This window comes from Pseudoalteromonas sp. MBR-15, assembly GCF_053628915.1.
Window position 1 is genome coordinate 125,583 of the sequence record NZ_JBRJHH010000010.1, and the last position, 14,964, is coordinate 140,546.

The 14,964-nt window shown below is 42.0% G+C and carries 13 protein-coding genes; 1 reads left to right on the top strand and 12 read right to left on the bottom strand.

Annotated features, from left to right (window positions below; genetic code table 11):
* Nucleotides 1-39: 39 nt before the first annotated feature.
* The 12 genes from ACSSVW_RS14455 to ACSSVW_RS14510 all read right to left on the bottom strand — a co-directional run bounded on the left by ACSSVW_RS14455 (nt 40) and on the right by ACSSVW_RS14510 (nt 12,668).
* Nucleotides 40-2,796: an ExeM/NucH family extracellular endonuclease gene (locus ACSSVW_RS14455; RefSeq protein WP_454179557.1), complete on the bottom strand. Its 2,757-nt coding sequence runs from the start codon at nt 2,794-2,796 to the stop codon at nt 40-42.
* A gap of 133 nt (nt 2,797-2,929) precedes the next feature.
* A complete protein-coding gene (gene hemB, locus ACSSVW_RS14460; protein ID WP_421419060.1) occupies nt 2,930-3,940 on the bottom strand; it encodes a porphobilinogen synthase in 1,011 nt (336 codons plus the stop codon).
* Nucleotides 3,941-3,952: 12 nt separating this feature from the next.
* Entirely contained in the window at nt 3,953-5,809 is a 1,857-nt protein-coding gene (locus tag ACSSVW_RS14465; protein ID WP_421419059.1) for a sensor domain-containing diguanylate cyclase, read from the bottom strand.
* 1 nt (nt 5,810) lies between these two features.
* Nucleotides 5,811-6,593 (bottom strand): TatD family hydrolase, encoded by a 783-nt coding sequence (locus ACSSVW_RS14470; protein WP_421419058.1) that lies wholly within the window; start codon nt 6,591-6,593, stop codon nt 5,811-5,813.
* Nucleotides 6,593-7,120, bottom strand: coding sequence for a hypothetical protein (locus ACSSVW_RS14475; protein WP_421419056.1), 528 nt, complete (start codon nt 7,118-7,120; stop codon nt 6,593-6,595). The genes ACSSVW_RS14470 and ACSSVW_RS14475 overlap by 1 nt, the downstream gene beginning before the upstream one ends.
* On the bottom strand, nt 7,121-7,861 hold the full coding sequence (gene tatC / locus ACSSVW_RS14480) for a twin-arginine translocase subunit TatC (RefSeq protein WP_036973540.1): 741 nt from the start codon (nt 7,859-7,861) through the stop codon (nt 7,121-7,123).
* 48 nt (nt 7,862-7,909) lie between these two features.
* Nucleotides 7,910-8,239: a Sec-independent protein translocase protein TatB gene (tatB, locus tag ACSSVW_RS14485; RefSeq protein ID WP_036973537.1), complete on the bottom strand. Its 330-nt coding sequence runs from the start codon at nt 8,237-8,239 to the stop codon at nt 7,910-7,912.
* A 5-nt stretch (nt 8,240-8,244) separates the two neighbouring features.
* Nucleotides 8,245-8,481 (bottom strand): twin-arginine translocase TatA/TatE family subunit, encoded by a 237-nt coding sequence (tatA, locus tag ACSSVW_RS14490; protein WP_454179558.1) that lies wholly within the window; start codon nt 8,479-8,481, stop codon nt 8,245-8,247.
* Between the two features lie 78 nt (nt 8,482-8,559).
* Entirely contained in the window at nt 8,560-10,161 is a 1,602-nt protein-coding gene (gene ubiB / locus ACSSVW_RS14495) for a ubiquinone biosynthesis regulatory protein kinase UbiB (protein WP_421419055.1), read from the bottom strand.
* Nucleotides 10,162-10,178: 17 nt separating this feature from the next.
* Complete coding sequence (locus ACSSVW_RS14500; protein WP_454179559.1) at nt 10,179-10,784, bottom strand: ubiquinone biosynthesis accessory factor UbiJ; 606 nt, start codon at nt 10,782-10,784, stop codon at nt 10,179-10,181.
* Nucleotides 10,785-10,811: 27 nt separating this feature from the next.
* Nucleotides 10,812-11,567: a bifunctional demethylmenaquinone methyltransferase/2-methoxy-6-polyprenyl-1,4-benzoquinol methylase UbiE gene (gene ubiE, locus ACSSVW_RS14505; protein ID WP_036973531.1), complete on the bottom strand. Its 756-nt coding sequence runs from the start codon at nt 11,565-11,567 to the stop codon at nt 10,812-10,814.
* A gap of 114 nt (nt 11,568-11,681) precedes the next feature.
* Nucleotides 11,682-12,668, bottom strand: a complete 987-nt coding sequence (locus ACSSVW_RS14510) for a GGDEF domain-containing protein (RefSeq protein WP_036973756.1) — start codon at nt 12,666-12,668, stop codon at nt 11,682-11,684.
* Nucleotides 12,669-13,186: 518 nt separating this feature from the next.
* On the opposite strand from ACSSVW_RS14510, the gene ACSSVW_RS14515 reads away from it, so the two are divergent.
* Nucleotides 13,187-14,962, top strand: a complete 1,776-nt coding sequence (locus ACSSVW_RS14515) for a DUF885 domain-containing protein (RefSeq protein ID WP_421419053.1) — start codon at nt 13,187-13,189, stop codon at nt 14,960-14,962.
* The last annotated feature ends 2 nt before the right edge of the window (nt 14,963-14,964 follow it).

Here is a 14,964-nt window from a genome sequence, read left to right on the forward strand (position 1 = left end):
CAGGATGAATAAAGGCCGCAATTGCGGCCTTTTTAATGTTTATGCTTTAAAGCGGCGGCGTACAGCCACGAAAGGTAAAGCAAGTAAACTCAGCCAGCCAAATGAGCCAGAATCGTCTTTATCTTCATCTTCATCGTCAGCTTCATCATTTTTCACATTGATGTAAAGTAGTTGCGCTTCCGATAAGTTACCTGCGCTATCTTCAGCGCGGATCATAAGTGTTAGTTTATTTTCGAACTCATAATCAAGTTCTTTCGTAAGGCTGATTTGACCGAGTGCGTCGATTGATATCGCATCTGCGTTTTCACCAGAAACAATGAATTTTACAACAGGCGTATACTCAGCATCAGCATCGCTGAATTCAAGTTGGCCAATGACAGTACCAATCGCGCTATTTTCAAGTACTTCAAAAGCTTGCTCTGGGCTTATTACTGGGGCTTGTGGCTCAGGAATAGGCTCTGGTGCTGGCTCTGATTTAATATCAATGATGACTGGGTCATGATCCGATGCTCGATAAGCATTGTCTGCATAGAGGCTTGCTTGTTGAGTTGATGACTTGTATTCAAGATTATAGTCTAAGCTAATTGGCTCATCGGCATTGATATGCCAATCTGTCGCTGCAACTACTTTACCAAGCAGTGATTCAGATACTAATGCATGATCAAGGCTACCAATACGACCAGAGAAGCTATAAGAATAACCTAATGTGTTACCATCTAACTCTGCAACAGCACTCTTAAGGCCTTTGTCTGCAAATGCACGGATAGGGTCTTCCATGGCATAAGCGTTCATATCGCCAACCAAAATGACATCGTCATCTGCGACACCCGTAGGATGAGTGGCTAACCAATCTGCATAGGCATTGGCACCCGCAACTCGAATTTCATTCCAACATGCTTGGCCATCGCCTAAATCTGCATTATTGCCTTCGGCACTGCCACAGCCACCTTTTGATTTTAAATGCGCAACAGCAACAGTGAAAACCTCTTCTGTTTCTAGCGATTTAAAACTTTGTGCAATTGGCGGACGATTACTGTAATCAAATGGTGCAACCGTAGTATGCGCGGCTGTGCCAACCTCGGTTACTTTATTTGCACGATAGATAATTGCCGTTGTAATCGCGTCAGTGCCTACTTGTGGGACGTTAAAGTCAACAAAAGCATAACTGTTGTTTATGTCTTCATCATTGAGTGCTGCGACTAGGCTGGCGATAGCGCTATTTTCACCAAAGCCATCGTTTTCGATTTCCATTAAGCCAATCACATCTGCCTGAATTGCAGTGATTGCACTGACGATTTTCGCTTGTTGACGAATAAACTCTTCTTCACTGTCTGCACCGCGGCTAGTAGGGAAACCTGCACCTTGGCCATCACCATTGAAGTAGTTCAGTACATTGAAACTAGCAACACGTAAATCTGCGCCTTCGGCCAGCTCAGGAGCGTCTGCACGTGGATTTGTTGCTGTAAAACTAGGTTGCACAGTCGGGTGAATACGGTAACGGTCAAAGCTGTAACCCATTACACCGGTGATAGAATTTACTGTATCGCCTAAACGCAGAGTATTATAAGCATCGAGGCCCGTGCCAGGATAAGCAATTGGATCACGGTTTTGTTTGGTTGAACCATCATCAATTAAGATTTGCTTCTTCAGGTTTTCAGCTTCAATTGCATTCGCAGCATCACCTGGGAGCGCAACTTGCGTGCCTTGGTATAAACGCTCAGTACCTAAGTCAACTTCGCCGTAGCGGCCAAGGCCATAGTTGTTATTAACGACAAGTGGTTGAGAGAGGGTAACGAGCATACCTTCGTAAGCTTCAAGGTCTGCAACGTCAGCAACTGGCAAGGTGATAGCCGTAGCGTCGGTAGTTAAACCTGTCGCACAAATTTCTACTTGGCTAACATCACCCAGTTGTGTTGCGCTGTAGTATTCAGCCACGCTGCCTTTAACACGTACGTGGTCACCAACAGTCACATCAGTATCAGCGAAATAAACGAATACGCCTTCAGAGGTAAGTGGGTTTGCATCGATATCAGCCGCAAGTGAGCTGATGAAGAAACCTTTAAGTTGATCATCACCTTGGAAGTCAGCAGTGACTACGCCTTCAACTTCTACTTCAGTGTTAATAAGTGGGCTATCACCCCCTTCACCTTGAATGGCGCTGATTAAGGTTTTTTCTGCGCCACACACAAGTGGTGTTACTGGTTCTGGCTCAGGTGTTGGTTCACTGCTGTCACCATATAGGCCTAAGTTGCTGAAATCGTCTTGATCGAATTGTTCCCACTCTTCGCTTGGGTTAAAGACTGCCGTTGCATCGGTACGGCCAGTGGTTACAGTCGTTTTACGACGGAGTGTTTTATTGACTGTTGTTACTCCCCCCTCAGACCACGCTGAACCTGGATCAACACCGAGTTGACCAAAGCTATCAACAATTGCTCCGTCTTTGCTTAATACCAACGCATCATCACCATTAAAGTAGGTAATGGTTGAATCTGTATCTGCTTTTGCTATTAATTCTGCACTAGCGCCTGCATTAGCAATCACATATGTGCCATTTGCAGCAAGGGTACCGCTTAAGGTGAGGCTGTTATTAGGAGAGGCTAAGTCACCATTTCCATTTGAATACAATGAGATAGTGTAACCATCGAGTGATAACTCAGTGCTTGACGTGTTGTAAAGCTCAACAGCTTTGTTGTTGGCGCTTCCTTCAACGTATTCTGAGATGATTAAGTTGGCTGAGGCAGGCGCGCTCAGGCTTGCAATGACAAGCGCGAGCGGCGTTAATTTAGTATTTATCATTATATTTTCCCGTGTATTTATGATTAGAGTCCCAAATTGGGACACAATACTTTAAGGAAAATCTATGACAAATTGAATACAAAATGTTAATAAAAGTGAAATAATCACTGTTTTTTAGACTATTTACTTTAGGTTAGTTATTTTTTAACCACGTTGCTGCTTGTTTAGCAAAATAAGTGAGGATGCCATCGGCACCTGCACGTTTAAAGGCCAGTAAAGATTCCATGATTATTGCCTCTTCTGCAAGCCAACCATTATCAATGGCTGCTTTATGCATGGCATATTCACCGCTCACTTGATACGCAAATGTTGGTACGCCAAACTCGTCTTTCACGCGACGTACAACATCTAAATATGGCATGCCAGGTTTAACCATCACCATATCTGCACCTTCTTGTAGGTCTAACGCTACTTCACGCAAGGCTTCATCTGAATTTGCTGGATCCATTTGATAGGTTTTTTTGTCGGCACCTTTTAAATTACCTGCTGAGCCTACCGCATCACGGAATGGTCCATAATAGCTTGAAGCGTATTTAGCAGAATACGCCATGATGCGAGTATGGATATGGCCTTGCGCTTCTAATGCTTCTCGAATTGCGCCAATACGTCCATCCATCATGTCAGATGGGGCGACGACATCAGCACCGGCTTCGGCATGTGAAAGTGCTTGTTTTACGAGTATTTCAGTTGTCACATCGTTAATCACATAGCCTTCGTCATCAATAATGCCGTCTTGGCCATGCACAGTGAATGGATCGAGTGCAACATCAGTGATTACACCCAGCTCTGGAAATGCTTCTTTTAGTGCACGCACAGTGCGTTGTGCAAGTGCATCAGGGTTGTAAGCTTCTTCAGCGAGCAGTGATTTTTTATCACTCGGTGTAACAGGAAAAATCGCGACAGCGGGTACACCTAATTCAACAAGCTCTTTGGCTTCTTCTAGCAATAAATCGATAGAAAGGCGCTCAATCCCCGGCATTGATTCAATGGCTTCACGGCGGTTTTTACCTTCTAACACAAAAACAGGGAAAATAAGATCATTCACGGTTAGTTGGTTTTCAGCCATAAGGCGTCGAGAGAAACTATCACGGCGCATACGGCGCATACGTGTATATGGGAAAAGATCGAGTCCTGATTGGGCCATGCTTTTATACTCCTAGTCTGGTAGAGGATAACTTACTACGCGATTACGGCCTGTTTGCTTTGCGTGATAAAGGGCTTTGTCGGCATAGTCTGTGAATAAACTTGGTTTATTAACGTCTTCTGCAACGGCGCTGAAAACACCGGCACTGAGTGTAAATTTAATCGTTGTTCCGGCAACTATTATATCAGTGTTAGCAGCGGCTTTGCGTATTTGTTCAGCAATTATTAGGGCACCTTCAAGGGGGGTGTTAGGCAAGAGTACAACAAACTCTTCCCCACCATACCGGGCGACTTCATCGAGAGGGCGCTTTAAGTGTTCTTTAATAATATTTGCAGTCGTTTGAATGGTTTGGTCACCGGTTAAGTGGCCAAAATTGTCATTAATCGCTTTAAAATGGTCGATATCGAGCATAATGACGCTAAGCGGGGTTTGTTCCCGGCGAGAGCGGCGAATATCCATTATTAATTTTTTATCGAAATAACGGCGATTTTTCGTTTTCGTTAATGCATCTTCCATATTGAGCTGCTCAAGCTCACGATTTTTGTCTTCAAGCTCACGTAGGGTAACTTGCAGCTCAAATGTTCGCTCTTCAATGTTAGCCTCTAAATCTTGCCGAGCTTGTTCTTGAAGGGCTAAGCGCTCCTGCATTAAGGTGTCTTGCGCTTTACTCTCTGCTAATGCGTTTTGTTGTGACACGACTTCGGCATCACGTTGCATCAAGAATAATTTAATAACGGCATAACATAAGCTCAGACTACAAATTAAGAAGCAAACAAACGTAAGAGAAAGCATACCAATATTTAAATTAAATGGGTTAAAGACACCTAAACCACTGTAAATAATCGCAGAGAAAAATGCAGATAAGCCAATAAGGAAAGCAATGCTTGGTTGCTTGTACGCCTGGTTAAATTGCTTCATGGCAATGATGAAAAACACCAGTAGTAATACAGGCAAGCTGATTAAACACAGTGAGAGTGCAAAATGTTTAGGGAGAAACCACATTAATACTGTCATCAGTATCATGGCCCAGGCTAACCAATATTGGGTGCGACTCAGGGTTTTATTATCAGTGCTAAAAATACACCGTTGTATAGGAACAAATAGCGCACCACTTATAAAAAATAGACTCGGGATTGCCAACTGCTGGAATGTCAAACCACTCGGTTGTAAGTAGCGATACCCAAAACCATATATATAAGCAAGTGTTAACCATAATGAGGTTAGTAAAATACCTGTGTAGGCAAAGTAACGGCGTCTTGAAAAACCGTACAGGACGAGGTTAGTGATCGCCAAAGAAAGAATAAAACCAACTAATAATCCATAGAGTAAGTTAAATTTACTTTTATATTTAAGGTATTCAGACGGCTCCCATAGACTAAGTGGGACACGTAATCCGCCCTCATTCTCAACTCTTAAAAATACTTCCGTATGACTTGCTTTAGGCAAAATGAGTGGAACAAGTAAGGACTCATTCTTTATTTGCCGATTTGCAAGCGGCAGTGCGTCGCCAATTTTGGTCTTTGACAGAATGTGCCTACCTTGCACATGAAAAACACTGACTTCATCAAGAAGCGGGTTATCGACCGAGAGAATCAGGGTGAGATCATTCAAGGAGGTATTTTTTATCGATACCTTTAGCCATAAAGGTGTCAGGTTTAAGCCCAAGTTAAGAGTGTCAGCTTGATTTTTTTGCCAGTCGATATCTTTACTGATAAATGCTTGTTGCTGAGTGATAGGCTCGAGCGTGTACTCAACATTTATGATTTGTTGAGACTTAAAGTGCGAGCTAACGGCGATAGGGTTAGCCTTTAAATAAGGACTGAATAAAACAACGAAGAGTACGCCACATAGTGACCATAGGCGCTTCATTTTAACCCTTTGTGGTAAATAATGTCTGAAAGTTTAGTGTAGTTTGTTTTGCCACTTCAGTAAATTCACAGCCTTTTAAGTCAGCAATTTGCTGGCATACATAGGTAAGATACTGTGGCTCGTTCCGGCGAGACTTAGGTTTAGGCTTAATGGTTCTTGGCAATAAAAAAGGGGCATCTGTTTCAATAAGCAAACGTTCTAATGGAATGTCGGGCACAAGCGCCTGTAGTTGCTCACCACGGCGTTCATCACACACCCAGCCCGTAACGCCAATATAAAGCCCAAGCGCCAGGTAATTTTGTAATGCTGATGCATCACCTGTAAAGCAATGTAATACACCACGTACGTTGTAATCGGCTAGAATCTGTAACATATCTTCGCTGGCATCTCGCTCATGAAGATAAACAGGTATGTTAAGTGTTTCAGCAAGTGCCAGCTGTCTTCTTAAAACGCTTCGTTGTACATCACGTGGAGAAAAATCGCGATTGTAATCGAGCCCACATTCACCAATAGCAACCACCTGTGCATGGTTAACAAGTGCGCTTAGCTCACTCTCAAGTGCCTCAGTGGCTGTTTTCGCATCGTGGGGATGAACTCCGGCGGTACACAGCAGATTAAATTGCTTTGCAAGCTGTAATGAGTCATGGCTGCTTTGTAAATCACAGCCAATCAATAGCATTTGCGTTACACCCGCAGCCTCAGCTCGCTGTATGACAGCGGCGTGACGATCATCAAATTGATGATTGCTTAAGTTGACGCCAGCATCAACAAGCCGTGTGCTCATTAGTTTGTGCGCTTAACACGAATTGAGCGGTTTTGACCTTCAACTTTCAATAAAAATGAATTAAAAATACCGCGCTCAATCACGACTGTGTCATTGGCTTTTAGACGTAAACTATCTGAGCCAATTTGACGCCATTGTTGACCATTTTTCAGTTCGATGATGAGCTCGCCATACGCGGCTTTTTCAACGCTTTTAACGACGGCACTAATCTCATCATCATTGTCTTTTGCTGCTTCTTTGTGCTCTAGACCAAAATCTTCATTTTTTGTCTTAACAACTTGGTTTGATGAAGCAACTACAGCAGGTGCCGCAACTGCGGCGGCGTTTGTTACAGGCTTTTCAATTTGTTTGTTTGCTGCAGGTTTAGTCAGTGATTTACCTGCCATAATGTTGTCGTAACAAAGCAAGCGATTAAAGTCGTTTTCAACAAAAGTACAGGCTTGCAATGCTTGAATATTAATTTCGTTAGCGTGCGTTGTGCCTGCAACTGTAAGTAGTGCAATAAAGGGAATTAGTTGTTTTTTCATTTATTCCTCTGATTCCTGTTGGGGTTTGGCGGTATAAAATGCAGCCAAAATTAAGCCTAACTCAAATAACAACAGCATGGGTAATGCTAATAATGTTTGTGACAATACATCGGGGGGGGTTAAGAACATGGCTACCACGAACACACCGACCACGATATATGGGCGTTTCTCTTTTAAGCTTTTAGTGGTTGTCGCACCGCTCCAGCATAACAGCATAATGGCAACCGGTATTTCAAAAGCAATGCCAAATGCATAGAAAAGCTTAATAACAAAGCTTAGATAGCTGCCTATGTCAGGGGCTAAGGTCATCATCTCGGGACCTGCTGCAGTGAAAAAAGCCAGTATCATTGGCAGCACGACGAAATAACAAAAGCTGACCCCACCATAAAATAAAAACACACTTGAAATCAAAATGGGTACTAACATTTTTTTCTCATTTTGATACAAGCCGGGTGCGATAAACCCCCAAACTTGGTGCAATATCATGGGTATGGCAATTAAAAAAGCTAAAAACAGAGTAAGTTTAATCGGAACTATAACAACAGAAGTAACATCTGTAGCAATCATGCTTGTGTTACTGGGTAAGTTTGATACTAAGGGTGCAGATATAAAATCATAAATATCGTACATAAAAAATATCAAGACGATAAATACCAGCAAAGTGCTTAGGAGCGCTTTCATGAGTCGATTTCGTAACTCAATTAAATGGCCCACAAAGCCTGAATGAGCTTGCTCAGTCATAGTGTTATAAATACTCTCTAAAATGGACAACTAAAAGAAAAATTAATTTCATTTTTTTTCACTGTTTTCAACTTTCGTTTCTTCTTGGTTGTCTTTTTTGTAGCTGTGGGTGACAGACTGTGCTGCTTTTTGCAGTTCGTTCACAGAGTCTTGCAGTTCAGGTGATAACTCTTTTAAGTTTTGCTGCTCTGCTTTTTTTAAGTTTTCATGAAGCTCATGGATACGGAGTTCTTCGTTTACTTCAGCTTTCACTGAGTTGGCAACTGACTTAAGCGTTTTCATCCAGCGACTAACGGTGCGTATTGCGACAGGCAAGCGCTCAGGCCCTAAGACAATTAGGCCTACAATCAGTACGACAACAAGTTCCCACATCCCCATATTGATTAAGCCTTATGGTCGTCTTTGCTTTTTTCTGCGGTCTCTTTGCTTTGCGTATTAGACGCTTGCTCGATCTGCTCGTTGTTGCTGCTGGTTTTATCGTCTTCAGACACGGCTTTTTTAAAGCCTTTTACTGCACTGCCCAAGTCGCCACCAATGCCACGTAATTTTTTAGTGCCAAATAACAATACAATAATTGCTAAGATAATGACTAATTGCCAAATACTGATACCACTAAGCATGGGTTACTCCATATTTTATCAAATTGATTGAATGTACTTGTTTTGATTATACTCACCAAAACATAAATAGCACTTAGTTTATGCGCTGCGCCAAGCTGCAATAAAACCAACCACAGCAAGTCCTGTTGTGATGCCTGCTGCAATTAGGTCATCCTGTAAATAACACAGTCCCGACACAATAAAGCAACTGCCCGCAAAAATGCTCAGGAGCAGAGGTTTTGACGACGGCTGCTGCGGCAATTGTACAGATTGTTGATGACGCTTTAAGTTTTGATAGATTAAATCGGGTAATTCAGGCATTTTTTCAGCCCAGAATGGTAAGTTCGCGTACATTTTTTTCATTACTGCAAGCGGACCCACTTGTTCTTTAACCCACTCTTCTAAAAATGGCTTAGCGGTTTTCCACAGATCAAGCTGCGGATAAAGTTGCCTGCCAAGGCCTTCAACATATAACAGTGTCTTCTGTAATAACACCAATTGCGGTTGAACCTGCATATTAAAGCGACGTGCGGTATTAAATAAATTAACCAGTACGTGACCAAATGAAATCTCAGCCAGTGGTTTATTGAAAATGGGCTCACATACTGTGCGAATCGCAAACTCGAATTCTTCAATACTGGTATCTGCGGGGACCCACCCCGAATCAACATGCAGCTGCGCTACTTGGCGGTAATCACGATTAAAAAAGGCAATAAAGTTTTCTGCAAGGTAACGTTTATCTTCTCTATTTAAGGTGCCGACAATGCCGCAATCAATGCCAATATATTGAGGGTTATGGGGCGTCTCGCGAGAAACAAAAATATTGCCCGGATGCATATCTGCATGGAAAAAGCTGTCGCGGAAGACTTGTGTAAAGAAGACCTCGACACCGCGTTCAGCGAGTAATTGCATATTGGTGTTTTGTGCAAGGAGCGCTTCGGTATCAGAGACAGGGATACCATAAATACGCTCCATAACTAAGACATTACTGCGGCTATAATCGCTGTAAACAAAGGGAATATAGAGAGAATCTGAGCCCTCGAAGTTGCGACGTAATTGAATGGCATTCGCGCCTTCGCGCATTAAGTCGAGCTCATCTAGTAAGGTTTTCTTGTACTCATTTACCACCTCAATAGGGCGCAAACGTTTGGCTTCTTTTAAAAGTTTTGCAACGAGCTTAGCGACCTTTTGCATCAGCATTAAGTCGGCGTCTATCTGCTCTTTAATATTAGGGCGAATAACTTTAATAACGACATTTTGCTCTTCACCATGCTCATCTAGCAAGGTTGCCGTATGCACTTGTGCAATGGATGCTGACGCGAGAGGGGTTTGCGAAAAGTCATTAAAAAGCTCACTAATGTCATTTATACCAAGCGCTTTTTCAATCAGTTGCTGAGCAAGCTCTCCTTCGAAGGGCTCAACTTGGTCTTGTAACAAAGCCAGTTCAAGCGCGATATCATGCGGTAATAAATCGCGGCGTGTAGAGAGCATTTGCCCAAACTTAATCCACACAGGCCCTAACTCTTGTAAGGCTAAGCGTAAACGCATCCCCGCAGGTTTATCTTTATGTTGATTGCGTAACCAAAATAAACTGCCTCGCGCTAATGTGGCAAACCAAGGTATTTTTTTACGTGGGATCAGTTCGTCTAAGCCGAAGCTCAGTAATGTTTTTGTGATGTAATACAGACGAGCAGTTGACACACAATATCCTTAGCGCACTAGCATGACTTTAATAAGGCGTTTATTCGCATCTCGAGTTGAGACACTTGGTTCTTTAATTGGCGGTTCTGTTGCTTAAACTCAGCCAGTTCAAGTGGGTGAATTGTCACTGCAAGCTCGTCTTGACATAAGGTGGTCAGTGTATTTTCGAGTTTATTTTTTACGTTCACACCGTGACGTTTCATTGCTTGCAAAGACAGCCATAGCTGCTGTGTTGGTGCGTCGCCAATATAACGTGAAAAATGCTCTGGCCAATCAATATTAAGTGCAGCAAAGGCATTACTAAAGCCTTGAGCTATGTGTAAATCGCCTTGTAAATCTAATTTATCTTGGCGGATTAACTGGGTTAGCATTGCTGGATTTTTCAGCGTGAGCAGAGTGTCAATATCAGCACTGATCATGCAGTCGAAGTGATGTTCTTCAGTGCTATATAAGTGTATTTGCTCATCACTGTAAACGCATAAAATGCGCTGTTGCCAATCACGGATCTCAATCAGTAATTGCTTGTCTGAAATAGCCGCTAGGTTGTCCTTTAGAGACGAGTCTAGCTGCAAAACATGATTAATGATTCGTTCTACCAGTGATAACAGAGCATTTGCTAACATCGCGTTACCTACTTAATCTGTTTAATTTTAGTATTTAAAACCACGGTGTAAGGCGACAATACCGCCGGTGAGGTTTTGATAGCTAGTGTGTTCGAAGCCAGCATCTTCCATCATGCTTTTCAGCGTTTCTTGGTCTGGGTGCATACGAATCGATTCGGCTAGGTACTGGTAAGATTCGCTATCATTTGCAACTAGTTGCCCCATTTTTGGCAAAATATTGAATGAATAAAAATCGTACGCTTTGCTGAGCGCTTCATGTTCTGGTTTAGAAAATTCAAGAACGAGTAAACGACCACCTGGTTTAAGGATACGGTACATTGAGCGCAGCGCTTTGTCTTTGTCAGTTACGTTACGAAGACCAAATGCGATGGTGATTAAATCAAAGCTGTTATCAGGGAACGGCAGCGCTTCAGCATTCATTTGTACGTATTCAATATTGCCTACTCGGCCTAGGTTACGTAACTTTTCACGGCCGACTTTTAGCATTGAAGAGTTGATATCACCCAAGATTACTTGACCTGTTTCACCGACGAGTTGGCTAAACTTCGACGTTAAATCGCCAGTACCGCCTGCAAGGTCTAATACGTAGTGGCCTTTGCGAACACCAGAGCTGGCAATTGTTTGACGCTTCCATAAACGATGAATACCGAACGACATAAGATCATTCATAACGTCATATTTTGCAGCGACTGAGTGGAATACATCTGCAACCATAGATGCTTTGTCGTTTTCAGCAACAGTTTTATAGCCAAAATGCGTGGTCTTTTGTTGATTCTCGTTCATGATTTGTCTCTATCGTGGCAATAAAGACTAGTGTACTTGATTGTAGCTGTGGGGTGCAATTTGATTATAACTAAATCATCAGATTAGCATTGGCTTTTATGATTTAGCGCAGGTTTATTGGCCGGCAATAAAACTGCTTTGGCCTAGTGACTTTGCTTTCGCAGCAGCAAGCGAAGCTTTGCGGACTAAGCTGTTGAAGTCGTCTTCATCTTGATGTTTAGCAATCCCTAAAGCAAGATGAATAGCGGGTAGTTTTGTGCCATTCTTTGAACTAATAAAGCGCAGCTTTTCAACACCATTACGCACTTTTTCAGCAATTAAATTAGCCGTCTCAGGCTCAATATCAGCCAGTAAAATAGTAAATTCATCTTTGCCAGTACGCCCTGGTAAACCACTTTCAAGGACATATTTTTGCACTTGTTTGGCGACCTTATTCAAGATCACCTCGCCAATGACATCACCGTAATTATTGATGAAGTGCTCAAGGTTTTCTATTTGAATCGCAATGGCGCACACCGCTTTTCTTTGACCAAGCCACAATTGTGTTTGTTGATTTAAATAATGACGTTTATACAAACCAGTTTGCTGATCGGTGATGTGCTGTTTACGAAGTTGGGTGAGTTGTTTTTGGGTCTTGTCTTGTAGTGCTTTGGCTTTTGCGATTTCTTGTTTAAATTGGCGATGTTGAGCCAGTAAATGTTCTGATTGTTTACTGAGCATTTTTAGCGCATGACGTGTTTGTTCTAAGTTGTTTTCGTCAATGGCGTGTACACAATCACTAATTTGTTCAGTAAAGCGAACAATATTTTGTTCATTATTGTTTGCATTGCGCGTTAGTGTGCCCAGAACAGAATCAACATTACGTACAATCGCTGTTTTCATTTTATGGCCTTGCTCCATAAAATCAAAATACAGTTGCTCTATAAAGATACTGTCGATCGGCTTTTTTTGCGCGATGGCGCGATCCAGTGCGGCATTAAGTTTTAGATTAGACTGGCTGACATATGTATATACAACCTGGTAATTAAGTGGTGACGGCGGTAATGCATGATGTTCTAAAAAGATACATACCTTTGTCATTTTTTCTTGAGCAATAGCCATGGAATCATGGAACATCATTTTTTCAATACCACTAAATACGCATAACAACCAATTAATCATCTCTTCCGTAAGGTTTAATTGCATCCAAGCACCTTATATAAATCCGCATAACACGTAATCACGAGAGATAAAACTTGACGCTAATTGTGTTAAAAACGTCTGTTTTACGGCTGTATCAAAGCAGAAAAGTTGCTGAGTTGAACTCATTAACGAAACGTTTGCCGTACCTCAAAATGGATCACTTAATTAAGCGAATGGGTATTACAGTAATCTGTAATCTGTCTATTTAAAAGCAAAATCGCTAATTTTGGAACTTAAATTTGTTTCGTTTGGGTCTAATAGCTGATTTTCTCAGCAACTTTAACAAGTGTAATTAAAAATTGCTTAAAGCCTGCTCATTCATGCATTTATAGTGATGTTAATTTGAGCGTATTAAACCGCTGCTTGGTCGCATTTGCTTGGGTTTTAGTGTGAGCTACGCTACTTTATCTCTATTGTTTAAAACGAATAAGAATCCTATGAAACAAACATTATCGCGAACGTTAAACCGTTCTTTAATAGCCATTGCTTTAGCGTGTACTTTAAGTGCGTGCCAGGTAACCACTGTTGATGCAGATCAGCAGTTTAATCAGGTTGCAGAAAATGTGGTCAATTACCGTGAAAGTATTAGCCCTTATGGTAAAGAAAACGGCGTTAATGGTTATTTATTAGCAAATTTATCTGCTGAGTTTTTAGAACAAAAATACCAAAAAAATACCGAACTCCTTGCAGAGCTAGATGCCATCGACCGCGATAAATTGTCGGAAGAAAATCGTATAAATTTAACGATTTTACGTGGCCAAGTACAAAATAGTGTTGATGAATATGTGTTTAATACCCACTACATGCCGTTAACGTCTGAATATGGCTTTCATTCGAGCCTCTCATTTATGATCTCAAGCTCCGATTACACGAAAGCGAAAGATTACGACGTTTATCTTGCCAAACTGCAGCAAATTCCCCGCTTTTTTCAGCAAAACATTGGCTGGATGCGTAAGGGCCTTGAAGTTGGATTAACGCAACCGCAAGCCGTTTTAGAGGGTTATCAAGATTCGATTACAGCATATATAGTTGATGATGCGACACAATCTGAGTTTTATAAACCCTTTTTAAAAAATACTTCAGGGCTCAGTGAGAGCGAATTTTTACAGCGTCAACAACAGGCACAAAAGATTATAAAAGAACAGGTGATTCCTGCATACCAAGGCTACCTGACTTTCTTTAATAACGAATACCAACCGGGTGCTCGTAAAGAGATTGGTATTTCGAGTACGCCTAACGGCAAAGCATTTTATGAAAACCGAGCGAAGTACTACACAACAACAGATATGACGCCAAAAGAAATCCATGAATTGGGTTTGCAAGAGGTCGCGCGTATCCGTGCAGAAATGGATAAAATCATTAAAGAGGTTGGTTTTGAAGGCAGCTTTGCCGACTTTGTGCATTTTTTGCGTACAGATCCGCAGTTTTATGCCAAAACGCCCGAAGAATTATTAAAAGAAGCGTCTTACATTGCTAAAAAAATGGACGCACAGCTTCCTAAACTATTCCATACGTTACCAAGAATGCCTTACGGTGTTGCACCAGTGCCAGCCAGCATTGCGCCTAAATACACCACGGGGCGTTATTCGGGATCACGTCGTGACGACCAAGCGGGCTATTACTGGGTCAATACTTATGCGCTTGATAAACGTCCTTTGTATGTACTTGAAGCGTTAACTCTGCACGAAGCTGTGCCAGGACATCACTTACAAATTTCATTAAATTCAGAGCTGGAATCGCTACCAAGCTATCGTCGTAATGCGTATTTGTCGGCATTTGGTGAAGGTTGGGGGCTATATTCTGAATTTTTAGGTATTGAAGCCGGTTTTTACCAAGACCCATACAGTGATTTTGGTCGATTAACTTACGAAATGTGGCGAGCTGCACGTTTAGTCGTTGATACGGGGATGCATATGTATGGTTGGAGTCGTGAGCGTGCGATGACGTTCATGAGCGAAAACACGGCGCTTTCACTGCATAATGTAAAAACAGAAACCGACCGCTACATCTCATGGCCAGCACAAGCGCTGTCTTACAAAATCGGTGAATTAACGATAAAACGCTTGCGCCATGAAGCTGAACAAGCACTGGGTCAAGATTTTGATGTGCGTGAATTCCATCACCAAATATTACGTCATGGTTCTGTGCCGATGTCGGTGCTTGAAGAGCAAATTCAACTTTATATTAAGGCTGAATTAGCAAAGCGAGCCTAAGC